This is a genomic window from Nocardia albiluteola (assembly GCF_018860155.1).
Lineage (GTDB): Bacteria > Actinomycetota > Actinomycetes > Mycobacteriales > Mycobacteriaceae > Nocardia > Nocardia albiluteola.
The window spans coordinates 462,957-487,819 of the sequence record NZ_JAHKNI010000006.1 but is presented as its reverse complement, the minus strand read 5'-3'; the positions used below and the strand labels follow the sequence as shown (position 1 = coordinate 487,819).

At 69.6% G+C, this 24,863-nt stretch carries 21 protein-coding genes; 7 read left to right on the top strand and 14 right to left on the bottom strand.

Features of this window, described 5'->3' with window-relative positions:
• Positions 1–146 precede the first annotated feature (146 nt).
• Complete coding sequence (locus KO481_RS20605) at positions 147–704, top strand: hypothetical protein (protein ID WP_215918799.1); 558 nt, start codon at positions 147–149, stop codon at positions 702–704.
• A gap of 42 nt (positions 705–746) precedes the next feature.
• Here the strand turns inward: KO481_RS20605 and KO481_RS20600 are convergent, their stop codons facing one another.
• The 4 genes from KO481_RS20600 to KO481_RS20585 all read right to left on the bottom strand — a co-directional run bounded on the left by KO481_RS20600 (position 747) and on the right by KO481_RS20585 (position 5,423).
• A complete protein-coding gene (locus KO481_RS20600; protein ID WP_215918798.1) occupies positions 747–1,937 on the bottom strand; it encodes an RNA-guided endonuclease InsQ/TnpB family protein in 1,191 nt (396 codons plus the stop codon).
• Between the two features lie 92 nt (positions 1,938–2,029).
• Positions 2,030–2,701 carry a Crp/Fnr family transcriptional regulator gene (locus tag KO481_RS20595; protein WP_215918797.1) on the bottom strand — a complete coding sequence of 224 codons (672 nt, stop codon included), beginning with the start codon at positions 2,699–2,701 and terminating at the stop codon, positions 2,030–2,032.
• The gene (locus KO481_RS44380) at positions 2,698–4,683 is read right to left on the bottom strand and encodes an adenylate/guanylate cyclase domain-containing protein (RefSeq protein WP_215918796.1); all 1,986 of its coding nucleotides are present in this window, start codon (positions 4,681–4,683) and stop codon (positions 2,698–2,700) included. Before KO481_RS44380 ends, KO481_RS20595 begins: the two co-directional genes overlap by 4 nt.
• A gap of 89 nt (positions 4,684–4,772) precedes the next feature.
• Positions 4,773–5,423, bottom strand: a complete 651-nt coding sequence (locus KO481_RS20585; protein WP_215918794.1) for a TetR/AcrR family transcriptional regulator — start codon at positions 5,421–5,423, stop codon at positions 4,773–4,775.
• Between the two features lie 97 nt (positions 5,424–5,520).
• Between KO481_RS20585 and KO481_RS20580 the strand changes: the two genes are divergently transcribed.
• Entirely contained in the window at positions 5,521–6,558 is a 1,038-nt protein-coding gene (locus KO481_RS20580; protein ID WP_215918792.1) for a glycoside hydrolase family 113 protein, read from the top strand.
• A 145-nt stretch (positions 6,559–6,703) separates the two neighbouring features.
• Here KO481_RS20580 and KO481_RS20575 read toward each other — a convergent pair whose 3' ends face one another.
• From KO481_RS20575 to KO481_RS20565, 3 genes are all read right to left on the bottom strand, one after another.
• Positions 6,704–7,546 carry an SAM-dependent methyltransferase gene (locus tag KO481_RS20575; RefSeq protein ID WP_215918790.1) on the bottom strand — a complete coding sequence of 281 codons (843 nt, stop codon included), beginning with the start codon at positions 7,544–7,546 and terminating at the stop codon, positions 6,704–6,706.
• Between the two features lie 232 nt (positions 7,547–7,778).
• The gene (locus KO481_RS44375; protein WP_215918789.1) at positions 7,779–9,401 is read right to left on the bottom strand and encodes a prenyltransferase/squalene oxidase repeat-containing protein; all 1,623 of its coding nucleotides are present in this window, start codon (positions 9,399–9,401) and stop codon (positions 7,779–7,781) included.
• A 259-nt stretch (positions 9,402–9,660) separates the two neighbouring features.
• Entirely contained in the window at positions 9,661–10,509 is an 849-nt protein-coding gene (locus tag KO481_RS20565) for a helix-turn-helix transcriptional regulator (protein WP_215918788.1), read from the bottom strand.
• Between the two features lie 139 nt (positions 10,510–10,648).
• Between KO481_RS20565 and KO481_RS20560 the strand changes: the two genes are divergently transcribed.
• Positions 10,649–11,584, top strand: a complete 936-nt coding sequence (locus KO481_RS20560) for an SDR family NAD(P)-dependent oxidoreductase (RefSeq protein ID WP_215918787.1) — start codon at positions 10,649–10,651, stop codon at positions 11,582–11,584.
• 7 nt (positions 11,585–11,591) lie between these two features.
• On the opposite strand, the gene KO481_RS20555 is transcribed toward KO481_RS20560, so the two are convergent.
• The gene (locus KO481_RS20555; RefSeq protein ID WP_308166706.1) at positions 11,592–12,557 is read right to left on the bottom strand and encodes an Lrp/AsnC family transcriptional regulator; all 966 of its coding nucleotides are present in this window, start codon (positions 12,555–12,557) and stop codon (positions 11,592–11,594) included.
• Between the two features lie 131 nt (positions 12,558–12,688).
• Here KO481_RS20555 and KO481_RS20550 point away from each other — a divergent pair, with 131 nt between their 5' ends.
• A complete protein-coding gene (locus tag KO481_RS20550) occupies positions 12,689–14,167 on the top strand; it encodes an FAD-dependent monooxygenase (protein ID WP_215918785.1) in 1,479 nt (492 codons plus the stop codon).
• Between the two features lie 14 nt (positions 14,168–14,181).
• On the opposite strand, the gene KO481_RS20545 is transcribed toward KO481_RS20550, so the two are convergent.
• Positions 14,182–15,633: an amidase gene (locus KO481_RS20545; protein ID WP_215918784.1), complete on the bottom strand. Its 1,452-nt coding sequence runs from the start codon at positions 15,631–15,633 to the stop codon at positions 14,182–14,184.
• Positions 15,634–15,760: 127 nt separating this feature from the next.
• Between KO481_RS20545 and KO481_RS20540 the strand changes: the two genes are divergently transcribed.
• Positions 15,761–16,465: a flavodoxin family protein gene (locus KO481_RS20540; RefSeq protein WP_215918783.1), complete on the top strand. Its 705-nt coding sequence runs from the start codon at positions 15,761–15,763 to the stop codon at positions 16,463–16,465.
• A 55-nt stretch (positions 16,466–16,520) separates the two neighbouring features.
• On the opposite strand, the gene KO481_RS20535 is transcribed toward KO481_RS20540, so the two are convergent.
• Both KO481_RS20535 and KO481_RS20530 read right to left on the bottom strand, forming a co-directional pair.
• Entirely contained in the window at positions 16,521–18,002 is a 1,482-nt protein-coding gene (locus KO481_RS20535; RefSeq protein WP_215918782.1) for a hypothetical protein, read from the bottom strand.
• Complete coding sequence (locus KO481_RS20530; RefSeq protein WP_215918781.1) at positions 17,995–19,704, bottom strand: NAD(P)/FAD-dependent oxidoreductase; 1,710 nt, start codon at positions 19,702–19,704, stop codon at positions 17,995–17,997. The genes KO481_RS20535 and KO481_RS20530 overlap by 8 nt, the downstream gene beginning before the upstream one ends.
• 167 nt (positions 19,705–19,871) lie before the next feature.
• Here KO481_RS20530 and KO481_RS20525 point away from each other — a divergent pair, with 167 nt between their 5' ends.
• Positions 19,872–20,201 carry a hypothetical protein gene (locus KO481_RS20525; protein ID WP_215918780.1) on the top strand — a complete coding sequence of 110 codons (330 nt, stop codon included), beginning with the start codon at positions 19,872–19,874 and terminating at the stop codon, positions 20,199–20,201.
• 65 nt (positions 20,202–20,266) lie between these two features.
• Here KO481_RS20525 and KO481_RS20520 read toward each other — a convergent pair whose 3' ends face one another.
• Positions 20,267–21,928 carry a bifunctional 3'-5' exonuclease/DNA polymerase gene (locus tag KO481_RS20520; protein WP_215918779.1) on the bottom strand — a complete coding sequence of 554 codons (1,662 nt, stop codon included), beginning with the start codon at positions 21,926–21,928 and terminating at the stop codon, positions 20,267–20,269.
• 116 nt (positions 21,929–22,044) lie between these two features.
• A complete protein-coding gene (locus KO481_RS20515) occupies positions 22,045–22,920 on the bottom strand; it encodes a fructosamine kinase family protein (protein ID WP_215918778.1) in 876 nt (291 codons plus the stop codon).
• A 213-nt stretch (positions 22,921–23,133) separates the two neighbouring features.
• On the opposite strand from KO481_RS20515, the gene KO481_RS20510 reads away from it, so the two are divergent.
• Complete coding sequence (locus KO481_RS20510; protein ID WP_215918777.1) at positions 23,134–24,600, top strand: LCP family protein; 1,467 nt, start codon at positions 23,134–23,136, stop codon at positions 24,598–24,600.
• A 19-nt stretch (positions 24,601–24,619) separates the two neighbouring features.
• Here KO481_RS20510 and KO481_RS20505 read toward each other — a convergent pair whose 3' ends face one another.
• Positions 24,620–24,835 (bottom strand): SDR family oxidoreductase, encoded by a 216-nt coding sequence (locus tag KO481_RS20505; protein ID WP_281066147.1) that lies wholly within the window; start codon positions 24,833–24,835, stop codon positions 24,620–24,622.
• Between the last annotated feature and the right edge of the window lie 28 nt (positions 24,836–24,863).

Below are 24,863 nucleotides of genomic sequence, written 5' to 3'. Positions count from 1 at the left end.
CCCATGTTCATTCGACGCGATACAGTACCGCACGCCCTCGCTGTGTCGGCGCGGACACACAGCGGATGTCTCTGCGCGAACAGAACATTCGTCCCCGGAAACGAAGAATCATGTGCAACGCCAACGCACATCATTCGGAGGACCCCATGTCGAAAGTCACCACGCTGATCAGCACGGCCGCCGCCGCGGTCGCCACGGCCGCGGTGCTGGCCCTGTCCGTGGCGCCGGCCGCGACCGCGGACCCGACGCCGCCCGCACCCACGGCATCGGCGCCGGTCCTCGCGAAGACCCAAGGGTGGCTGAACATCTACAACGGATCCGCGCCCCAGGGCACCAACAACATCGAGCTGCGCGTGGTCATCGACCCGACCGTCGGCATGCGCGTCACCGACGCGGCCGGCCGCTCGCTCTACCGGTTCGACAAGGACACCCCGAAGCCGTCGCAGTCGAACTGCACCGGCGCCTGCGCGACCACCTGGCCGCCGCTGCTGGTCAGCAAGGGTCAGAACCTGTACGTGGACGGCATCAACCCGCAGCTGACCGGGTTCATCGAACGGCCGGACGGCTCCTGCCAGATCACCATCGGCGGCTGGCCGGTCTACTACTTCTCCAAGGACGCGAAGCCGGGAGATCTGCTCGGGCAGGGCGTGGGCGGCACCTGGTTCGCGGTCAACCCCACGGGCGGCAAGGCGGTGGCGAATTGACGTCCTCTCCATCCTAAGGCGGGAGATTCCGGTCTGCGTCGGCTACGCCGCGCTTCCGGTGGGTTCCTGCTTCACCGCCGGTTGCGTGTCCGAAGACACGACTGACACCAGCTCCACAGGCGTTGAGCTGTCCGCACGTCCTGCGGCCAGAATATTGATCGCGGCGTTGAGATCCCGGTCGTGGATGGTGCCGCACACGCAGGTCCATTCCCGCACATGCAACGGTTTCTTCCCCGACAGCGCTCCGCACACTGAACACAGCTGACTTGACGGGAACCAGCGGTCCACCTTCGAGAAGTGCCGCCCATACCGGACCGCTTTCTCCTCGAGCATGCGGGTGAACATGCCCCACCCAGCATCATGGACCGACTTCGCCAACCTTGTACGGGCCAAGCCCTTGACACACAAATCCTCGACATAGATCGCTTGGTTGTCGCGAACTATCGCCATGGACTGCTTGTGCGCCCAATCCCTGCGCGTATCGACCACCCGGGCATGAGCTTTCGCGACTCGCAGACGCGCCTTTGCTCGGTTGGCGGAGCCTTTCTGCTTGCGCGATAACGCTTGCTGCGTCTTGCGGAGCTTGCGTTCGGCACGGCGCAGAAACCTCGGATTCTCGATCCTCTTCCCATTGGACAGAACGGCGAACGCCGACAAGCCCAGGTCGATACCCACCTCGGCATCGACTTGTGGAAGTGACCTATCCTCGGCCTTCACGACGAACGACGCGAAATACCGCCCGGCCGCGTCCTTCACGACTGTCACACTCGATGGATCTGATGGCAAGTCTCGCGACCAGCGCACCGGAATGTCCCCGATCTTCGGTAACCGCAACATCCGGCCGGGCGTGATCGTGAACCGCGAATTCTTCGTGAACCGGATAGCCTGCCGATTGTCCTTGCGAGACCGGAAGTGAGGTGGTGCGACCTTCGCGCCCTTGCGTTGGCCGCTGAGCGACTGGAAGAAGTTGCGGTACGCGGTATTCAGATCGGCCAACGCCTGCTGAAGCACCACAGCCGACACTTCCCCGAGCCACGCCCGCTCCGGGGTCTGTTTGGCCTTGGTCAGCCGCTTGGACAGCTCGGCGTCGTTGATCTTCTGCCCCGCTTCGAACGCAGCCCGCCGGGCCCGCAGCGCATCGTTGTACACCACGCGCGCGCATCCGAACGCCTTCGCCAACGACCGCCCTTGTCCCACAGTGGGATACAGGCGGAAGTTGTATCGGAGCTGCATATCCCGATACTACGTTCACCTACACACTCGCCCGCTGCACAGACTCCCGCGTCCGCCTTCACCTCCCCTGAAGGACGGCGCACTGGCGGAGATCAGATGGCGAGTTGTCCGGCGGCGCGTTGCAGCGCCCCCCGGTCGACAACGGTGATCCGGCCCCGGGTCAGGGTGAGGATCTCGCGCTGCTGCAGCTCGCGCAGCACCTTGTTCGCCGTGGCCCGCGTGGTACCGGCCATGGAGGCCAGATCGTCCTGGTTGAGCCGGATCTCGGCGGTCGGATTCGGTCCGCCGTAGATCCGGGCGAGGTCGACCAGCCGCCGCACCACCCGGGTCTCCACCGGCAGATACAGCGCCTCGAGCACCTGCGCCGACAGCCGGCGCACCTGGGCGGACAGCGTGCCGATGATGACCCGGTCGATCTGCGGGTACCGCTCGCGCAGCGCCGCCAGCTGCGCGCGGCTCAGGCTCAGCGTCTCGGCGTCCTCGATCGCCTCGACGGTCGCGGTGCGCCGCGAATTGCGGTCCGCGAGAGCCAGTTCGCCGAACGAGTACCCCGGACCCAGCATGGTCAGCGTCGCGGTGTTGCCGAACGGGGTGGCCACGCGCACGATCATCCGGCCGGACTTGATCAGATGCAGGGTGTCACCGAGATCGCCCTCGTGACAGACGATCTCCCGGCGCTTGAACCGCCGCGGCGTGCAGGAGGCGAGCACGTCGCGCCGCTCCTGCTCGCTCAGACCCCGCAGGATCTCGAAATCGGTTGTCACCGCAGTCCATCCAGCACATAGCAGGTCACGGGTTCACTCCGGCCTTTCACGGTCACGGTGCCCCGGCTGCGCACCACCGCGCGCGGGCCGAGCTGGTCGTAGGTCAGCGAGCCGATGAGCACCGTCCCGGGCTCGGCCAGACTCTCCAGCCGCGCCGCGAGATTCGTGGTGTCACCGATCGCCGTGTAGTTCCGCATCTGTGGCGCACCGACATTGCCGACCAGGGCCGGGCCGGTGTTGACCCCGACCCGGAACCTCGGCCAATCGGGATGCCGCGCAGCGGTTTCGGCGACCACCCGCTGCAGCGCGAGTCCGGCGCTGGCCGCCCGCAGCGCATGATCGGGTTGGCGGGCCGGAGCGTTGAACACGGCCATCACCGCGTCGCCGACGAACTGCACCACAGTCCCGCCGCAGTTCAGGATCTCCGGAACGATGACGCCGTAGTACGTATTGAGCATGTCCACCACCGCTTCCGGGGTCGAGGACTCCGAGAACGGCGTGAATCCCGAGAGGTCGGCCATGAGCACGGTGACCTCGGCCCGGCTGCCACCCAGCCCGGCCTGGGTCGGATCGGCGATCAGCGCCGTGGCCACCGAGGGCGACATGTAGGACCGGAAGAGGCCGTCGAGCTGCTGATACAGCCGGGCGTTCTCGAGCATGACCGAGGTCCGGTCGGCGAACGAACGCAGCAGCGCCAGATCGGCATCGCCGAAACCGCCGGCCTCCCGGCGCACCTCGAGCACCCCCGCGTAGCTGCCTTTCACGACCAGCGGGAACGCGGCCGCGCCCGGATCCGCGGGCCCACCGTCCGGGAAGACCATCTCCGCGCCGTGAATCAGGCCCAGCCGGAACCGATCCCGCTCGAACGCCGTCGACACCAGCGACAACACCTCACCGAGCAGCTCCTGCTCGTGGCGAATCACGTTGGACCGCTCCCCGATCGCGGCCAGCGCACCCAACCGGCGCACCTGCTCGCGCTCGTTGCCCAGTGCAAAGGCGCTCTGCTGCAACACCGCAACCTGACGCTCGGTGAGACCGAACCGCCTGGCCAGGTGGACGCCCACCTCGCCGAGCGGCTCGCCCGAGGCGACGCCGCCCTCGGCGCGCTCACGCAGCGCGTCGACCATCTCGTTCAGCGCCCGCGCGTAGTCGCGCTCGAGCACGGCCATGGTCTGGCGCAGCGTGACGCTGTCGAACAGTCCGAGAGTCGAACCTTCCCTGCGGAATTGCAGATGGGCACTGATGGAGATGAGCACGAACGCGGCGAGCATCAGCACGTGCCACTCCCACCACGAGGCGTGCCAGCTGCGGCCGAATCCCACCGCGAACAGCGCCTCGGACAGCAGCACGAACGCGGTGAGCACCGACAGCAGCACCAGGCCGCGACGCCGGATGAACTGGCGGACATAGCGATACGCCGCCAGGAAGTAGCAGGCCGATCCGGCGAAGGCCACCCCGATCAGCGGTCCCTGCGCCTCCATCGCCGACGGCACGTGGTTCAGCGGCGGCAGTTCGGCGATCGACACCACCGCCCACGCGCCCAGCAGCAGCACCGGCAGCGCGGACAGCGCCCACTCGAACCGGTACAGCCGCGCGGCGGCGACCGGGCCGTACTCCAGCGACGAGGCCAGGGCCGCAACACCGCCCAGCCCCAGCCCGACCGGTACGGCGTACACGAATCCGGCGTTGGGCGCGTGCAGGATCACCCCGGGCGTTGCCAGGGCGTGCAGCGCGAGGAAGCCCGCGCTGAACTGGAACACCAGCGACACCAGGACCAATCGGAGATCGCGCCGCATCCGCGCGGCCCGGAACAGCATGACGCCCAGGGCCAGCGCGACGACCGCGGTGGCCAGCACCAGCCAGAAATGGGTCACGTGGTGCTCGTAGTCCATATCCAGCGGCGGCTGCGATACCAGCAGCCACAGACCGATCGCCGGTAGCGAGAGGTGTCCCAGCCAGAGCAGCACCTTGACCTTCGACACCCCCCGAACGCTACCGTGCACCCGCGGCCGCCACCAGCAGACACGAACAGCACCGGCCGGTATCGCGCGGCGTTTCGGCGGGTGTTGCGTTATTCGGCGGCGGCGAGCGCCGGTTCGAGCGGGGCGAGCGCGGCACGGAGCAACTCCGGCAGCGAACCGGTGACGACGACGAAGCCGCCGGGCGCCGACGTCTGGGTCACCCACCGCTCGAGCGCGACACGGATCGCCGCCACGACGGCGGCTGCCAGCACTCGTGCGGTGAGCTCGCACGCGTCCGTTCCGCCATTCGGATCCGCGGCCACATTCGCATCGATTCCGCGCAGCCGACTCCCGATCGCCGCCGCCAGTGGGTGTTCGATCGCGGCCGTCGTCCCGAGAAACGCCTCGCGCAGTGCGGGATTCGTCGTGATCAGCACGAGTGCCTCGCGACCGCGCTCGCCCGGATCGGTGTACTGCTCCACGATCGCCTCGACGACGGCAGCGGCCAGCGGCAGCTCGTCGCGGGCGGTGACCGCGGCGGCGACCCGCGCCTCCCTTTCCGCGGTGACGGCCGCGACGATCGCCTGCTCGCGGCTGGCGAAGTAGTTGTTGTAGGTGCGCGGCGAGACGCCGGCCGCCGCGGCGATGTCGTCCACGCGCACCTGGTCCGGCCCGCGTTCCAGCGCCAGCCGCAGGGCCGCCTCCCGCAGGGCCTCGCGGGTGGCCTGCTTCTTTCGCTCGCGCAGTCCGGGTCTCGTCACCGGATCATCATGCCATAAATCTTGCGTGCACGAAATCTTGCGTGCACGCACTTTTTCCGTTTACGCTGGCGTCGTACCGACAGAGAGGACAACGCGGATGCGTGGCAAGGGAATGACGTACGACACCGGCTTCATCGGCCGGGGCGGCACCTCGCGGGAGGAGTTCGATCCGGCGATCGTCCGGCGGGAGCTGGAGATCATCCGCGACGACCTGCACTGCACGGCCGTCCAGATCACCGGCGGCGATCCGGAGCGGCTGGATCTGGCCGCCCGCTACGCCGCCGAGCTCGGACTGGAGATCTGGTACTCGCCGTACCCGCTCGAGCGGACGAGGGAAGAGATGCTGTCGCTGTTCGCCGACTGCGCGGAACGCGCCGAGCGGCTTCGCGATTCGGGCGCCGAGGTCGTCTTCGTCACCGGAGTCGAACTGACCCTGATGAATCCCGGCTTCCTGCCCGGCGACGACCCCATGGACCGCGTCGACCGGCTGTTCGCCGATCCGGGCGACCGTCCCGCGCTCCTGGCCGCGGTCAGCGCCCGCCTCGACGAATTCCTCGCCGAGGCGGTCACGCTGATCCGCGCCCGATTCGGCGGCCGAATCACCTACGCCGCCATACCTTTCGAACGGATCGACTGGTCCCGCTTCGATATCATTTCGATCGAGCTGATCCGGTCCGCCGAGGTAGCCGGCCAGTTCCGGGACGGCGTGCGCACCCTCGTCGCGCAGGGTAAACCGCTGGCGATCACCGGCTTCGGCGCGGCCACCTGGCGCGGCGCGCCCGACTCCGCGCCCCGCAGCATGGAGATCGTCGAATACGACGAGGCCACCGGCGCCCCGATTCGCCTGGACGGCACCTACATCCGGGACGAGGAGGGGCAGGCGGCCTATCTCAGCGAGCTACTGGAGATCTTCGATTCCGAGGGCGTCGACAGCACCTTCGTCTTCCTCTTCGCCCTGTACAGCCACCCCCACCGGCCCGACGGCGACCCCCGCGACGACCTCGACCTGGCGGGCCTGGGCATCGTGAAGGTCCTCGAGGGCCGCCACGGCGACACCTACCCCGATATGCCCTGGGAACCCAAGGCGGCCTTCACCGCCGTTGCCGAGCACTACCGCGAACGGGCCCGGCGCTAGCGCGGACCTGGCCCGGGCAGCAACGAACCCGGTTCGGCCGCGCCACCGAACCGGTTCTCGCGCAGCGGGTCTCCGGCGCGCCCTATACCGCAGCACCCCGAGGCCCCGGCAAGGCTCGGGGTGCTGCTTCGCGTGAGGGAGGCGATCAGGGCTTGCGGCCCATGCCCGCCCAGATCCAGGCGTTCCCGGTGTCGGGACCGTCCTCGTACAGCGGCTTTTCGGCGAGCTCCGGGTGCCACCTCTCGAGGGTGACGATGCCCGGCTCGACGAGTTCCGTTCCGGCGAAAAGCTTTTCGGTCTCGGCGCGGGTGCGGGGGTTCATCGGAATTCCCGCTCGCTCGCAGGCCTGTACCGCCCGCTCGGTCGCGGCGGGATTGAACTCCGCAGTGGGATGACTGATCGTCAGGCTGCTGCCCGAGGGCATCGCCTTCAGCAGTCGTGCGATGATGCCCTGCGGATCCTGCGCATCGCGGAAGTACATCATGATCATGGTCAGCGTCAGGGCGATCGGGCGATCCATGTCCAGAACCTCGTGCAGCACCGGATTGTTCAGGATCGACTCCGGGTCGTACAGATCGGCGTGGATGAATGCGGTCCTGCCCTCGTCGGTGCTACCCATCAGCGCACGGGCGTGCGCGAGCACCAGCGGATCCTTGTCCACGTAGACGACGCGCGCGGCCGGATTCACCTCCTGGGCCACCTCGTGCGTATTGCGGGCGGTCGGCAGGCCGGTACCGATGTCGAGGAATTGCGTGATGCCCAGTTCACTGATCGCATAGCGCACCGCGCGACCGAGGAAGGCGCGATTGTGGCGCACCATCGTGCGAATATCCGGGACGTGGGTGGCGATCTCGTCGCCCAGGACTCGGTCGGCCTGGTAGTTGTCCACACCCCCGAGCCAGTAATCGTAGAAGCGCGCCTCGTGTGCCTTGGTGGTGTCGATAGTGGTCGGCAGCCCCGAACCGATCCGGCTGCTGCTATCGGACATGATGTTCCTCTTTCCACGGGTCGTCGCGCACGATCTGCCGATCTCACCACATCGAACTGAAATCCTCGCGTGACGAATCGCGGAGTGCACGACGCCAGGATATTCCCGGTTCGCCCCTCTCTACGCGGGGAATCCAGTCCGATCGACACCGCGGTCGAGATCGCTGCGCGACAACGAGTTCGATCCGGTAATCGGTGTGTTCGACCAATACGTTAGCCGCCGGCCGAGACTCTCAAATCGCCCGCTCCCCCGACGCGGGATCACCGGGCGCGCCCAGGCGGCGGGTCAGATGGCCCAGCGCCAGCAGCGTGAAGATGTCGGCCAGCACCGGGACGGTGAAGCGCAGTGGCCGCGGCCCGATCGAGTCGGAGATCGAACCGATGGTGCCGTCGTCCCGCTGGTGTTCGAGAAGGTAGGCCACCGCGCGTGCCGCGGGCGCCGGATCGTCCTGCCGGCACACGGCAACGAGCGCGTATGCGGTACTGATCGGATCGCTGGCCCGGCCATCCTGTTGTCCCCAGCCACCATCGGCGTGCTGCCCGTCGAGCACGAGGGTCATGATCCGATCGGTCATCGTCCGCAGCGAGGCGGGGCGATGACCGGGATTGCGCGTCGCGGCGAGCAGAGCGCGGAACACGGTGTGGTGCCTGCTGCTGGACCAGTCCGGCGGGAAGGATCCGTCCGGGCTCTGCTGGCGCGCCAGGTATTCCAGCCCGGTGGTGATGGCCTCGGCGTGACGGTGCCAGTCCGGGGTGAGCGCGTCGACGGCGGCGGCCGTCATGCAGGCCTCGGACTCCGCGCCGGCGATATATGTGGGAAATCCGCCGTCCGGGTTGCGGACCGCCAGCAGCGACCGCCTGCCGCGGGCGATCTGTTCACGGTATCGGCCGGCATCGAGGCCGTGCAGGAATTGCACCGCGACCGAGGTGTCGTCGACGTCGGTCTGCCAGGATAGGTCCGTGTAGGACCAGCCACCGCCGGGCTGCTGCCGGGACACCAGATTCGAGGCGACCGCGTCCAGGACGTGACGGGGCGCCTGGGCGGCGGCCAAGGCCACGCCGGCGGTTGCGGTGCACCAGGTGTCGGTGTCGCTGACGAAGGGCATGCCGCCGTCCGCGCGCTGGTGTTCCATGACCTTCGCGACTCCGTCGGTCACAACGTCTTTCGTGCCGGGCAGGCGGTGCAGGGCGTGCAGCACCCACAGGAAGATCAGGACGTTGCTCTCCCAAACATGGCTCCCGTGTTGGGTTTCCAGCAGAATCCGGACGTCCTCGTCGCCGATCCGATCGGACTGCCCGGTGGCATCCGCGAGCACGATCTTCACGGCGGTGACCTGTGCGACGGCCCAGCAGTGCAGGCCCGCGAGGCTGAAACCAGCGGTGTCGAGCGGGCCGCCGGGAGGCAGGCCGTACAGCGCGAAGATCGCGTCGAACATGGCCTGTTTGCGCGCCCCGGTGAACTGGGGCGCCTGGACGAGGAACGCCTCGGCCAGTCCCCTGGGTGCGCCCTCGACCTCGGCGCGGGTGAGGGCCAGGTCGAGCAGGAGCCGATCCAGTGGATCCGCGGGCGTCTGGGCGCACAGGTAGTCGATGAGGCGGATGCGCCGCTCGGGCGCCAACCCGGTCCGTTCCAAGAGGTTCAGCGCCAGTATGGATTCCAGGATCCGGCTGTGGCAGGGGTCGCGAACCGCGCCGTCGGCGCCGATCCGGGCCGTCACGGCGGAACGGAGCCGTGCGGTTGCGGATTCGAGGGCGGAGGGGAAGAGTTCACGGGGCCAGCCCGCCTGGGCGGGACTGGGCGTAACAGGTCGCATGATGCTGTTCTTCTTCTGGTGATCCGGTGAAAGGTTCGCCACCACAATACTTTTCGGTGCGGACCAGACTGCCCGCAGCACGTCGATCGCGTACCGGTCCCAGAATTTCGGCGAGGAGCTCGTCCGTGTAGGCCGACGAGTCTCGATGCCGGGAACCGACATACGCTGGCGGACATACCTCAGCATCGTCCTCCCCCGGCGCCCCGCACGGGGCCGAAATAGCGATCTTGCATATGCGAGAACAGAATTTCGCCGGTCGCGTCCCGGCCTCCCACCGGCCACGGCCGCCGAGGAATCTCTGCTATTCGGTGAGGGTTTGGGTGCCGAGTACCGCCGCGATCGCGAGCCGGTCCGCGTCCTCGCTCCCCGGTTCGGCCGTGTAGACCATGATGCGCAGATCGCTGCCCGCAACGATGAGAACGTCGCAGTCCAGGGTGATCGGCCCGACGTCGGGATGCGCGATGGTCTTGTGCAGCGAATGCTCCTGTTGCGGAGGCGGGACCGCGCCGGATTCCCACAGCTCGGTGAATTTCGGGCCGGCCGCGGTCAGCTCGACGACGAGGCGGCGCAGCCGGGAATCGTCCGGATATCTCGCGACGGTCATCCGCAGATCCGCCACCAGCGCGGATACGAACTCCGCCTGCTCGGCCGGGGTGCGCACCGTCCGGTTGCCGGCCCCGAAGAGATTGCGCCAGACGGCATTCCGTTCGATCCCGGTCCAGTGCGTGGTCTGGCCCATCAGGGCGTCGTACGGCGCGTTGGCGACGATCAGGTTCCATGCGGCGTCGTACACGACGACCGGCGTGTACGCGAACCGATCCAGGAGGCGCTGCACGCTGGGCGTGATCCGGGTGGGCACCACGCCCGGTCCCGGCGGAACGCGTCCGGCCAGGCGGAACATGTGCTCTCGTTCGGGGCCGGTGAGCCGCAGCGCACGCGCGAGCGATTCCACGACCTGCTCCGACGGCGTGGTCGCGCGTCCCTGCTCGAGCCTGGTCAGGTAGTCGATGGAAATCCCGGCGAGTTGAGCGAGTTCCTCGCGGCGCAGCCCCGCGGCGCGCCGACGACCGCCGACCGGGACCCCGGCCGCCGCCGGAGCGATGCGGTCGCGCCAGCCGCGCAGCGCGCTGCCGAGCTCCAGCATGTCCATCGGTCCAGTATGCGACACTGCGGCGGGGCCATCCTGGCCCTGCCTTTCCCAGGAAAGACGCACGACTGGCTGACCGCCGGGGCGCGCCGGACGCTCGATGCATGACCACAACCACCCGTCATCGAAACGGAGAGGGATCATGTCGACCATCGACCCGGGAACCATTCTGATCACCGGCCCGACCGGCGGTTTGGGGCGTGCCGCGACGCTGGCGATGGCCAATCGGCCCGCGGCGCAACGCCCCGACCTGATCCTCGTCGGGCGGCCCGGCGCCGCCCTGGCCGAGGTCGCCGACGCGGCGCGGGCCGCGGGTGCCGACGCGCACGCGGTCGGCTGCGATCTCGGGCGGCTGGCCGAGGTGCGGGCCGCGGTCGGGCAGGTCCGAGATCTGCTCGGCGCGAACACCGTTCGCCCGCTGCGCGGGCTGGTGGCCAACGCCGGGGTCTCGGTGCTGGATACCCGCACCGCCTCGGCGGACGGCTACGAGCTGACCTTCGCGGTGAACCACCTGGCCCACGCGCAGCTGATCGGCGATCTGGTCGACTCGTTGTCCGCCCCCGCGCGCATCGTCCTGCTGGGCTCGAACACCTATTACGAGAATCTCCCGCGCCGAATCCTGGGTGTTGCGGCCGCGGAGTGGCGGGACCCGATCGAGCTGGCACGGCCCGCAGCGGCCGGGGTGTCCCCCTCGATGCGGACCGGCGGCCTCGCCTACTCGAATTCCAAGCTGGCGATCCTCTACTATGCCCACGAGCTCCAACGGCATGTGCCACAGGGTGTCTCGGTGATCGTCTTCGAACCGGGCTTCATGCCGGGTACCGGCCTGGGGCGCGCGGCGAGCCCTGCACTGCAGCGTGCCGCCCGAGGGGTGGGGAGAATCCCCGGAGTGTCGGCGCCACGGACCTCCGGCCCGGCCCTGGCCTCCGTCGCCCTGGACGACCGCTGGTCGCACCTGCGCGACGGCGCGTTCGTGGTCGTCGACAGGGAGCGTGACGTGCGGCCGTTCGCCGTCGACCGCGCGCGGGAGAGCAGGCTGTGGGACGCCACCGCCGAACTCCTGAAGGCGACCGAATAACCCGGCGCTACAGCCGGTTCGCAGCCTGCTTGACGGTCTTGATCACCGGGGCGGTCTCGATGTGGGTGATGGCGGGCAGCGCGGCCACCCGGGTGGTCAGGTATCGGTACAGCTCGCGCTGGTTCGCGCACACGACGCTGGCGTAGAGGTTGGTCGGGCCGGTCGTGGCGGCGGCGAACGCGACCTCGGGATGCTGGGCCAGCGCCGCACCGGCCCGCTCGAGGTGCGCGGGGGCGACCGAGAGCCACAGCAGCGTCCGGGTGCCGGTGCCGAACAGACGCAGGTCGATATCGATGTCCTGGTACAGCACCCCGCGCTCGCGCAGCTCGGTCATCCGCCGCCGGACCGTCGTCGGCGACCAGCCGGTCACCGCGGCCAGCTGCTCGAGCTCGGTCCGTCCGTCGGCGCCCAGGGCGGCGAGCAGTTTCCGGTCGCCGTCGTCGAGGTGCACCGGTCCCGGTCGCAAACGCATCGGCGGCGGGCGCAGTCGCGCGATCTCCGCCTCGGTCAGCACGCCGAACTTGGCGATCAGGCTGTCCGCACCGCCGTAGAAGGCATGCAGCACCGAGTGCGCGGTGACACCCTCCACCCGCGAGGTACGGGGCAGCTTCGCCAGCAGCAGCGCCTCGCTGTCCGCCGCGTTGTCGGCCCGGACCACGCACGTGATCTCGGTGCCGCCGGACGACAGGCTCACCCAGGAGGTGTCCGATCGCCGGGCGAGCGCCTCGGCTACCGGAAACGCCGCGGCGGGCGCGCAACGCACCCGCAGGAACCACCACATCGCGCCCAATGCGATCGGGTCGACCGCCCAGAACACCCGCACCGCACCCATAGACCGCAGGCGGGCGTACCGGCGGGCGATCGTCCGGTCCGACACACCGAGCACCTCCGCGATGGTGCTGAACGGGGCCCGCCCGTCGAGCTGCAGGGCGTGCAGCAGCCGGCGGTCGAGCTCGTCGAAGTCGGATTCCACCGAATCGACGGTACCCAATGTCGAATATCGACACCATCGTCGCGGATTCTGGCCCATGCGGTCCGCCCGGCGGAGTGTAGCTCCTGTCCCGATCGAGGCGATCGGGAAACGACACGATATGGGGAGAAATCATGGACACCGATGTGCTCATCGTCGGCGCGGGCCCGACCGGCCTGACGTTGGCCAACGAGCTGCTGGTCGCGGGCGTGCGGACCGTGCTGGTCGACAGGCTGTCGCGGCCGAGCGAATTGTCCAAAGCGGGGGGCGTGCAGTCCCGCACGCAGGAGAGCTTCGATCAGCGTGGCCTGCTGGAACCGCTGCTGGCCACCGGCGACTACCCGGCCGGCACCGCCCACTTCGCGGGCATCCCGCTGCCGCTGACCCGGGAGCGGCACCGCCGACCGTGGCGGTCCATACCGCAGGTGGCGATCGAGGCATTCCTCGGGGAACACCTTGCCGCACAGGGCATTCGGGTCCTGCGCGACTACGACCTGATCGACCTCGCCCAGGACGCGGACGGCGCCACCGCGACGTTCGCGAACGGCGAGCGCGTGCGTGCCCGCTTCGTCGCCGCCGCCGACGGCGCCCACAGCACCGTGCGGTCGCTGCTGCGCGCCGAGTTCCCGGGGCGGCCGGGCACCGCGACCGTCGTCGCCGCGGACGTGCGGCTGGGCGGCGCGGAGACGGCGATGCACACCTGGGGCGAGGACGGCCATTGGTCCGCGACGTTCCCGCTGGGCACCGACGCGCAGGGCAGGCCGCTGCGGCGGCTGGTGCTGGGTGGGCCGAATCATTCACTGCCCCGGGAGATTCCGGTCACCGAGCAGGAGATCCGGGACGGCCTGAGTCGTCTCTTCGGGTCCCGCGTGCACCTGCTGGAGCTACGCTACGCCCGCCGCATCACCAATGCGGCGCGGCAGGCCGCGCAGTACCGGCACGGTCGGGTGTTCCTGGCCGGGGATGCCGCCCATGTCCACCTTCCGATCGGCGCGCAGGGCATGAACACCGGGATCGGGGACGCGCTCAATCTCGGGTGGAAGCTCGGCGCCGCCGTCGCCGGCTGGGCACCAAAGGATCTACTGGACAGCTACCACGCCGAACGGCATCCGGTGGCGGCCGCCGTGTTGCGGAACGTCCAGGCGCAGAGCCTGCTGATGGACTGGGAGGGCACCCGCGACCCGGACGTGGCGGCCGCCAAGGACCTGTTCGCCTCGATGGCACAGCTGCGAGACGTGCAGTACCACCTCGACGACATGTTGTCCGGCATGGGAATTCGCTACCCGATACCCGGCGCGCAGAACCATCCGCTCGTCGGGCTGCCCGCACCGGACGCGCCGCTGGGCTCGGCCCGGGTGCACGAGCTGCTGCGGTCCGGCCGCGGCGTCCTACTCGACCCGGCCGACCGGTTCGGTGCGATCGCCGATCCGTGGTCGGATCGGGTCGATTGCACGGGTCGGGGGTCGGACGTCCAGCCCATGCTCATCCGCCCCGACGGCTACGTGTGCTGGGCGGGTCCGCCGGAGGAACTGGAACCGGCACTGGGCCGCTGGTTCGGTACGCCGGTCGCCGTGTGGGCAGCACCCCGCTCCGCATCGACCGCTTCGGCGTAGTTCGGATTCATCCCCTATTCCGGCGCCACGAAGCCGCCGATCCGCTCCTCGAGCAGTTCGGCCAGCCGCAGGGGCGTGCGGTCCTCGAACATCGGACCGATGAGCTGCACCCCGACCGGCAGGCCCTCGGGGGACCGGCCCGCGGGAACGGCGGTGGCGGGCAGGCCGGGCATGGTCGCCGTGCCGGCCCAGACGAGCTGGTCGCCGAAGGGGTACTCGACACCGTCGATATCGATCCGGCGCGACCCCATGTCCGGATTGGGGTCGTGCGGGAAGGCGGGCGTCGGCGTGATAGGGGCCACCACGACATCGAACTGCGCGAACAGTTCCCGCCAGCCCTGGCGGTGCAGTTCCCGGCGGCTGGTCGCCGCGATCCAGTCGCGCTGGCTGAACACCGCGCCGCGCATCCGCGCCGCGTCGAGGCTGCGGTCGTCCGGGGCGAATGTGGCTGCGTGGACCCGCATCTGCTCGTAGGCGGCCTCGGGAAAACCGGCGGCCAGGGTCGACAACAGCAGCTCCATGTAGAGCACCGCGGCGTCGACCGGATCGGGCAGCAGCGGACTGTGCCACTCGACGCGGGCTCCCGCATCGGTGAGCGCGTCGGAGACCCGGTGGATCGCGTCCCGCACGGCCGAGCCGGTCGGCATGAGCGGATGATCCTCGAGGACCAGGACGCGGAAGTCACCGAGTCGCTCGTGCCGCGCGGGTGGCAGGGCCAGATCGAACGCGACGCCCAGCGTCAGCGGATCGGCTCCGGCCATCACATCCAGCAGCAGCGCGAGATCGCGGGCAGTGCGCGCCATCGGGCCGACGACCGCCAGGTCGCGATCGAACGGCAGCGCCGGCGTGGGCGGCGGGACATGACCGCGATTCGCGACGAGTCCCAACGTCGGCTTGTGGGCGTACACACCGCAGAAGTGCGCCGGATTGCGCAGCGAACCGCCGATATCGGAGCCGATGGACAGCGCGCCGAATCCGGCCGCCAGGGCCGCCGCCGAACCGCCGGAGGATCCGCCCGGCGTCCGGGTCGGGTCCCACGGATTGTTGGTGACACCGTAGATCTCGTTGGCGCTCTGCAGATCTCCCAGCATCGGCGGCACATTGGTCTTGCCGAGCACCACCGCGCCCGCGGCCTTCAGCCGCGCCACCGGCAGCGCATCCTCGGCGGGCACATAGTCCGCGAACTGCGGCAGCCCCCACGTCGTCGGCAGCCCGGCGATGTTGTAGGACTCCTTGACCGTCACCGGAATACCCAGCAGCGGCCGGTCCTCGCCGCGGGCCCGCGCCGCATCGGCCTCGCGCGCCGCGGCCCGCGCCCGATCGAAGTCCGGCACACAGATCGCGTTGATCGCCTTGTCGTCGCGCTCGATCCGGGCGATCGCCTCGTCGGTGAGTTCGGTCGAGGTCACCTCACCCGCATGCAGCGCGATCGCAAGCTCTTCGGCAGACCGCAAGCTCCACTCCATGGGAGCGACAGTATCGGCCGCGGGCGGGCCCGGCCACCGATTTGGTCGGCAGCCTGTCCCTCACCCGGGCAGGTAGGCCGTCGGCGGAGAGCTGTAACGCCACCCCACGCAGGCGCCACCGAATGATATGACGCAATACGACGACCTGCGTGCGCTGTTCATCAACTGCACCCTCAAGCGATCCCCGGAGCCCAGCAATACCCAGGGCCTGATCGATGCCAGTTCCGGGATTCTCCGCACACACGGCGTGGCGGTCGACCACATCCGGGCCGTGGACCACGACATCGCGCCGGGCGTGTGGCCCGATATGACCGAACACGGGTGGGCGAGCGACGAATGGCCGGTCCTGCAGGAGCGCGTCATGGCCGCCGACATCCTGGTGCTCGCCGGCCCGATTTGGTTGGGCGACAACAGTTCCGTTACCAAGCGCGTCATCGAGCGGCTGTACGGGAACTCGGGCATCCTGAACGACGCGGGCCAGTACGCCTACTACGGCCGGGTCGGCGGGTGCCTGATCACCGGCAACGAGGACGGGATCAAGCACTGCGCCATGAACGTGCTCTACAGCCTGCAGCACCTGGGCTACACCATCCCGCCGCAGGCCGACGCCGGCTGGATCGGCGAGGCCGGACCCGGTCCCTCCTACCTGGATCCGGGTTCGGGCGGTCCAGACAACGACTTCACCAACCGCAACACCACGTTCATGACCTGGAACCTGCTGCACCTGGCCCGGATGCTGAAGGACAGCAACGGGATTCCCGCCCAGGGCAACCAGCGCTCGGCCTGGGACGCGGGGTGCAGGTTCGACTACCAGAACCCCGAATACCGCTGACCGACCAGCGATTCGGCCCGGAGGTCCCCCGCAAGCCTCCGGGCCGACCGTTCACTCACCCGACGAGCACGGGCATCAGCACAGCGATGAGTACTACGAGACTCCACAGCGCCGGAGCCGAGCCCAAGATCTGCCGATACCGTGCCCGGGCCCGTTCGGCGGCGACCTCGCTGCGGGTGAGATACCAAGGGCTGACCCGTTGTTCGAGCCGCTGATAGACCAGTCCCAGCGCCGCCCCGTATCCGAGATGTCCGACCAGCGACGGGAATCCCGCGGCCAGCGAGTCCGGGCTCCACACCGGCGCGTGGCCCAGCAGCAGCGGCAGCAGGGTGAGATACCCCAGCACCCACCACAGGAATCCGTAGCTCACGCCCCAGCCGAGCCCGGAGGCGGGATCGAAGCTGCGGCCCCGGAACCAGACCGCGTAGCCGATCCCGATGATCACCGAGATGATCAGGTGCACAACGATTCCCACCCCCGCGGAGCCGGAACCGAGCAGCGCCGCCACCCGCGGCAGGAAACCGATCGCCACCATCACGCCGGTGAAGACGACGCCGCCCACCAGCCCGGCCAGGATGCCGTGCAACACCCCCGTCACACGGTTGCCGCGCAACCGCTCGCCCGTCTCCGCGAGGGCGTCCGACGACACCGCCCGCACCAGTCCCATGAGCCACCCGAAGACCACCGCGATGCCGACGCCGAGCAACAGATATCCGGGCAGCGTCGGCACGGCGTGCCGGGCGGCGCGCACCGACCAGTCCAGCCCGTAGCCCGACAGCAGCGACGGCAGGGTCAGCCCGGCGACGATCCACCAGACGAATCCGTACGCGACGCCCCGGATCATGCCGGGCCCGGTGCCCTCCCCGCGGACGCCGAACAACAGCGGATACCCCGCACCCGCGAGCACGCCGACGAACAACGACGAATAGCCGCCCGCCGCCATCGAGGTCGCCGCGGCGAGCAGCGTGCCGGTGACCGCTCCGGACAGCACCGCTATAGCGGCGGTGCGCAGGTCGACGGTGTCCGCGGTGTCCGCGCGCCGCCGCCGCGTCAGCAGCGCGAAACACATTGCGGTGACCGCCCCGTACAGCAGGTGTCCGACGAGGCTGGGCAGTAGGCCCTGCGCCGTCGCCACATCCCAGCGCACCGCCCGGCCCAGGAACAACGGCAGCAGCGTGAGCGGCCCCAGCAGCCACCACAGCGCCCCATACACCAGCCCCCACGACAGCAGTTCGCCGATTCGCCGCTCCTGACGGGCGACCAGAATGCCGAAGCCGGCGCCGATGACGGCGGCGAACAGCATGTGCACCACGAACCCGACGATCGCCGAGTCGGTGCGCACGATGGCGGCGACGGTCGGCAGGAATCCGATCGACAGCATCACCCCGCCGAAGACCAGCCCACCCGCGAGTCCCCCGAGCGCCCCGGCCGACGCGGCGATCCAGAACGTGAGATCCCCGGTCCGGTCGTCGCCACGGCCCGCGGGGACCGGTGGCGCATGCGTCGCGGTGGGGTGGTCGAAACCGATGTCACTCATGGCCGTTCCTGTTCCGGGACGATGGGGCGGCGACGGGCGTTGCCGCGGGCACGCGCGCGCCCGGACCGGGCGCCGCATCCCGGATCAACGCGATGTCTCGCGGGAAGACGAGATCCAGTAGCCAGTCGGCGAGCACCCGCAGGCGCTTGTCCCCACCCGGCAGTTTGCTCAAATACACAGCGCGCCACAGGATCCAGCCGGTGAATCCCGAAACCCTGCGGCCCAGTACGAGTCCGGCCGCACGCTGATGGCCCAGCGACACCAGGACACCGAGCGCACCGAAACGGAACGGCCGCGGCGCGCGCTCGCCGATCACGGCGGCGATGTTGTCGGCCACCGTCTTCCCTTCCCGCAGTGCGTGCTGCGCCGTGGGCGGATACCAGCCGGCGGTCTGCGCCGGATCCGGGATGCGGGCGCAGTCGCCGACCGCCCACACACCGTCCAACGCCGGAACACGCATGGTCGCGTCGACTACCAGTGCACCGCGATCGGTGGCGGCTCCGAGTGCCCCGGCCAGCGGATTCGGCCGATTTCCGGCGGTCCACGCCAGCGTCGCGGTCGGCAGTTCCTCGCCCGTCCCCAGCCGGACGCCCCGGGCGTCCGCCCCGACCAGCCGGGCGCCCAGCCGGAAGTCGATGCCGCGTTCGCGCAGGATCGACAGCGCGTAATCGCCCAGCTCACCGGGCAGTTCGGGCAGCAGACGATCGCCGGAGTGCACCAGCACGCAGCGCGGCGACAGGCCGTGCAGCCGCGGATAGTAGTGCCGCACATCGTGTATCAGATCGAACAGCTCGGCGATCAGTTCTGTGCCGGCGAATCCGCCCCCCACCACGACGAACGTCAGCAGGCGATCCTGTTCGGCCGGATCGGGTTCGGCGTCGGCCCGTTCCAGCACCCCCAGGACGTGGTTGCGCAGGCGGTCGGCGTCCTCGATCGACTTCAGCGCGAAGGCGTTGTCGCCCACGCCCGGCAGGTCGAAATAGTGCGGCACGGCGCCGACGGCGAGCACCAGGTGGTCGTACGGAACCCGTTGCGGCCCACCGCCGACGACGGTGACATAGGCGTTACGGGAGGCGGTGTCGATCGAGTTCACCCGCCCGTGCAGGAACGACGCGTGCGCAAGCGCCGCCCGCACGGGGGCGCTGACATGCCGATCCGCGAGCGCGCCGGCGGCCACGCCGACCAGCAGGGGTGTGAACAGCAGGGAGTTCGAATCACTGATCACGGTCACGTTGATGTCGAGGCCACGCGCGATCAGCGCGTCCATCCTCCGCGCCGCGGCGACACCACCGAAGCCGCCGCCAACGATCACGACATGCGGCTTACGGGATGCCGCCGGTTCGGGATCGGTCCCGAACGCCGCGGCGAGCCCGCAGTACAGCACGCCTACCAGGGCACCCAGCAAGCCGGTGCGCACCAACTCGTCGTAGCCCGCGACCGCCGCGCCGATGGACCACGTGGGCACGTGACCCGACAGCAACGGCACAGCCGTCGAATTCCAAGCGACCCAGTCCAGCAGCCCCAGCAGCAGTCCGAGCGAGAAGGCCACGGCCGGAAGCGGTTTGCGGTCACGCTGCAGCAGCCACAGCCCCCACCACTGCGCCGAACCGGCCGCGCCCTGCGCGATCGCGGCCGCGCCCGTGATTCCGCCGCCGATCAGCCCGGCTCCGGCACCGATCGGAATACGACTGTCGAACACCATGATTCACCTCCGTCGCTCTGCGGGTGGCCGAATGTGCGGCCGCCGGGCCGGATTCCGTTGCTTCATGGGACCTCTCATCGGACGGGCGTGTGCTGCACAGGTAATCCGCTCGGGCCGCAGGCACGAGATCTCCCGCGGCATCGCCGGGGGCAGGCAGCGGTGTCGTAGTGAAGTGGGCGGTTCGCACGCGGGCGTTACAGCCCGGCTGCTCGTTCTCCGACCACACCGGAATCGCCGCCTACAAGCCGATCGTCTCGATCGACGACACGCCCGCCAGGGTGGACCGCTGGGAGAGCGCGACTCTCGGCTTGCTCGGCGACGCCGCGCTCACCCTCGATGCCCTGCTGAGACGGCTGCGCAGCACCCCCGAGGCCTGCCTGCGCGAACGGATCCACCGGCGACCGTCTCACAGAAGCGATCCCGCGCCGCCACCCCACCCATCCGGCGCCCGAGCCTCCGTGCGATCAGGCTCGCCGTCCCACTCGTCTTTCTCATAGCCGAAATCGACTGTGACATGGCGCTGTTCACGCAGCTGCACAACCAGCGCGGCGATGGCGAGTGTTCATTTCGCGTCGCCGTAGCAGTCCACCACCGCTGTTGTGCACGGGAACCGAACGGGCGTCGGGCCGAAGGCGAGTGTGCCTGCGGCGTCGGCGGCGGTGGCGATCATGTCAGCGACCGTGGCGGCCTCCTCCTGCGGGCAGTGCACGATCACCTCGTCGTGTTGGAAGAAGACCAGCTCGGCGCGCAGGCCCGCGCCGTGAATCGCGTGCCGCAGCCCGGCCAGGACCAGTAGCGCCCAGTCCGCGGCGCTGCCCTGGACGACGAAGTTCCGGGTGAAGCGGCCGCGCGCACGCGCGGCGGGAGTACTGCCGTATCCACCGGAACCCTCCCCGTCGTCGATCGGCTCGAAGGATGCGGCGGGCGGGCAGGTGCGGCCGAACCATGTGCGCACGAGGCGGCCCTCCTCCCCCGCCCGCGCCGCGTCGTCGACGTACGCCACCGCCGCCGGATATCTGCGGCGCAGCTCGGCGAGGTGGGTGAGGGCATCCCCGGACGTCTGACCGTAGATCGCACCCAGTAGCGCGATCTTCGCCTGTGCGCGATCGCCGCCGAATGCGCGGGCCGCCAGGTCCGCGTACAGATCCTCGCCGCGCCCGGCCACCTCCATCAGCCCCGGATCCCGCGAGATCGCGGCCAGCACCCGCGGTTCCATCTGATCGGCGTCCGCGACCACCAGCCGCCAGCCCGGGTCCGCGCGGATCGCCTGCCGGACCACCTTCGGGATCTGCAGTGCACCACCGCCATTGGTGGTCCATCGGCCGGACACCGTACCGCCCGGCAGGTATTCGGGACGGAACCGACCCCCGCGCACCCACTGCTCGATCCACGACCAGCCGTGGGCGGTGTACAGGCGGTACAGCGATTTGTAGGCCAGCAGCGGGGCCACCGCCGGATGATCTATCTCCTGCAGCTCCCATTTCCGGGTGGAGGACAACGAGATTCCGGCGCGGCCGAACGCCTTGACGATGTCGCCCGGCAGGTCGGGCCGTACCCGTACGCCGGGCCCGAAGGCGCGCGACACCTCCTGGGCCAGCTCCGACATCCGGCGCGGCTCCCCACCCGAAATGCGCTCTCCCAGCAGCGAATCGAGCAATTCACGATGAATGTCGACGCGCCAGGGAATCCCCGCCCGCGACATTTCCGCGGCGACCAGCATGCCCGCCGATTCGGAGGCCAGGAGCATCCGCATCCGCTCGGGATGTTCGGCCGCGGCCGTGCGGGCGACCTGACCCTCGTATACCCGCAGCAGCGCGGTGAGTTCGTCCGTGCCGGGCGGGAGCGGCACCGGGCCCGAGTCGAACAGGGTCGGCTCGGTCTGCGCGGCCTGCGCGGGAGCATCCTGCGGCACGGGCAGGCCCTGCATCCGCGCCCAGGCCGCCGCCAGCGAGCGCGCCTGCCCCGACTGCCCCTGCTCGTGCCCGATCAGCAGCGCCTCCGCCGCCTCCACGTCGTAACAGCGATCCACCCGTACACCGGCCGCCAGCAGCGGCCGATAGATCTCGGCGGTCGACCGCCACACCCACCGCTCCGCCTCCGGCCGCGAACGCACCGCCTCGGCGACCGAGGACGCGTACTCCATCGGCCCCGCCGGACGACCGGCGGAATCGAGCGGGCACACCCGCGCGCCGCCCTCGCTCGTCCGCGCCACCGCCCATCTCATGCCCCGAGTTTCGCAGCGGGCACCGACATGTCGGCCGAACCGGCCCGCCCGAATCCCGTTGCCCCACGTCCTGGCCGAGTTCGCGGGTCGGCCGGTGACCTGACGCCTCCGGCGTCCTACCCCCGCCCCGGCCCACCGGCCGCAGCGCGCACCAGACCCGCGAAGCCGGGGCCGAAGAGTGTGGTGTGTACCAGCGCCAGATGCAGCTGGTGCAGCCCGATACGATCCTCCCAGCCGGACGCGAGCGGGTATATCTCCTGGTAGGCGGCGATAATTCGATCCAGATACCGAGTGCCGCCGAACAGCTGGAGAGTCGCAAGGTCGGTCTCCCGGTGCCCGCCGTGTGCGGCGGGATCGACCAGCCAGGCCCGCTCCACACCCCACAGCAGGTTTCCGGGGTGCAGATCTCCGTGAATCCGGGCGGGCGGCTCGGCCGGCGGGTCGATCGCGGCGAGGGCCGTCTCGACTGCCGTGACATCCGCGGCGGTGAGCGCACCCGCATCCCTGGACGCACGCAGATAAGGCGCTATTCGCCGCGATCGGTACCACTCGAGCCAGGTGACATCCGCACCGGGCGGTGTGTTGTCGAGGGGTTCGGTGGCGATATAGCCGCGCCAGGGAGCCCCGAACCTCTCGCACGAAGCGTGGTGCAGCGTGGCGAGGCGTCGGCCGAAGTCCTCGGCGCCCGCCGGCGTGGGTTCGCCGTGGTCGATCCACTGCAGCGCGATCGCCCCGGTGTCGACTGCGATCACCTCGGGCACCGGCGGTCCGCCGGGCACGGTGAGCCAACGCAGCCCGGCGGCCTCGGCCGCGAAGAAGTCGTCCGCGGGCACCTCGGCCCGCCGTTTGACGAACAGCTCGCTGCCCCCGTCCAGGGTTAGCCGCGCCGCGGTACAGACATCCCCGCCCGGCACCGGAGTTTCCCGAATTCGCTGGTGGTGCAGGGAAATACCCAGGTTGCCGGGGTTGGCGCGCAGCCAGTCGAGGTCCATCCGCCGAAACTACACTCCGGCCCTGTATCGCGGTGCCCCCATCGAGGCCCTTTTCGGGCGTATGTTCGAGGTCTCTCGCGAGTGGAGGCCCGATGCGAATTCACCGATCATGCGCATCGCCGTCGGCAACTCGGCCCACCCTCGCATCATCGCTCGGAAACGCCTCGATACCGTACGCCGAGCACATGACCCCGCGTAACTGGAGGATTTTTTATGAGCGGCGACTGGTCGGGACGGGGTGGGCAGGGCCCGCAACGGCCGGTGAACCCCGGCAACCAACCGCCGCGCAGGCCGCAGCATCCGCCGGCCGGGCAGGGCTACCCGCCACCGGAGAACATGCGGTTGCGGCGTCCCGTGAATCCGGGCAATCAACCGCCGCGCCGGCCGACCGAGCCGCCGCCGGGGTACGGCTCGCGGCCCCCGCAGGACCCGAGGGCCCGGCGGCCGATGAACCCCGGTGGCCCCCCGCCGCGCAGACCGCAGCGCCCGCCGACCGCGCCGCGCAGGCCGTCGCCGCGACGCTGGTGGCGGAACATCCGCCGGGTGCTGGTGCTGCTCGTCGTACTGGTGCTGGCTCTGGTGGGGTACTACACCTACCTGTTCGCGAGCATGTCCGGCACCATGGCCTCCTCCCACGCCCTGGACGGCGCGCCCACCTCCTCCAGTGGCACGAACATCCTGCTGATGGGCCTGGATACCCGCAACGACCAGAACGGCCAGGCGCTGCCGCCGGCGATCCTGTCCCAGCTCCACGCCGGTGACGGCGAGGAGGGCGGCTACAACACCAACACCCTGATCCTGATCCACGTTCCGTCGGGCGGCGGCAAGGCGCAGGCGTTCTCGATCCCCCGCGACGACGGGGTGCAGGTGCCCGGCTACGGCATGCTCAAGATCAAGGAGGCCTATGGCAACGCCAAGGCCGCCGCGGAACAAACCGCGGCCAAGCAGGGTGTGACGGACCAGCACCAATTGGAGACCATCGGCCGAGAGGCCGGACGAAAGCTGGAGCTGGAGACGGTCCGCAATCTCACCGGCGTATCCATCGACCACTTCGCCGAGGTCAGCCTGGCCGGCTTCTATGATCTGGCCAACGCCCTGGGCGGGGTCAAGGTCTGTCTGAACAACGCCGTCAACGACTCCGCGTACTCTGGTGCGGTGTTCCCCGCGGGCGTGCAGAACCTCAACGGCGCCCAGTCGCTGGCGTTCGTGCGGCAGCGGCACGGCCTGCCCAACGGCGACCTCGACCGCACCCACCGCCAGCAGGCATTCCTGGCGTCGGCGTCGCACAACATCCGCAGCGCCGGCACGATCCTCGACCCGTTCAAGATGTCGGACATGACGAACGCGGCAAAGCGCGACGTCGTCATCGACAGCCGTTGGAACGCCTTCTCCATGGCGCTGCAACTGCGCTCCCTCACCGGCGGCAACATGGTGTTCCAGACCCTGCCGATCGAGGACTTCTTCACCCTGAACGGCGAGAGCGCCAACGAAATCGATCCCGCCAAGATCCGCGAGATCATCCAGTCCACCTTCTACGGCACGAACACCTCCGCCGCCGGCGGAACCAACTCCCCCGGCGACGGCTCCGGCCCCACCGCACCAACCCAGCCGTCGGCCCCCGGCCCCAGCGGCCCTGCGGTGCAGGCCAATTCGGACGGCGGGGTGCCCTGCGTGAACTAACGTCCCGCTGCCGAGCACCCTACGTCGTGGTGATCATGCCGCCGTCGATGATGTGGTCGGCGCCGGTGATGTTGGCCGATCCGGGGCTGGCCAGGAACAACACCCGGTCGGCGATCTCGCCCGGACTGGTGAACCGGCCCGTGACGGATTGCGCGGCGACGGTATCGGCGACGGCGGCCGGGTCACCGCCCCGGATCCCGGCCGGCCCGAGCGTGGCCGGCCACCGCGCACACAGCGCCGCCGTCAGCTGATTCCGCCGCCCG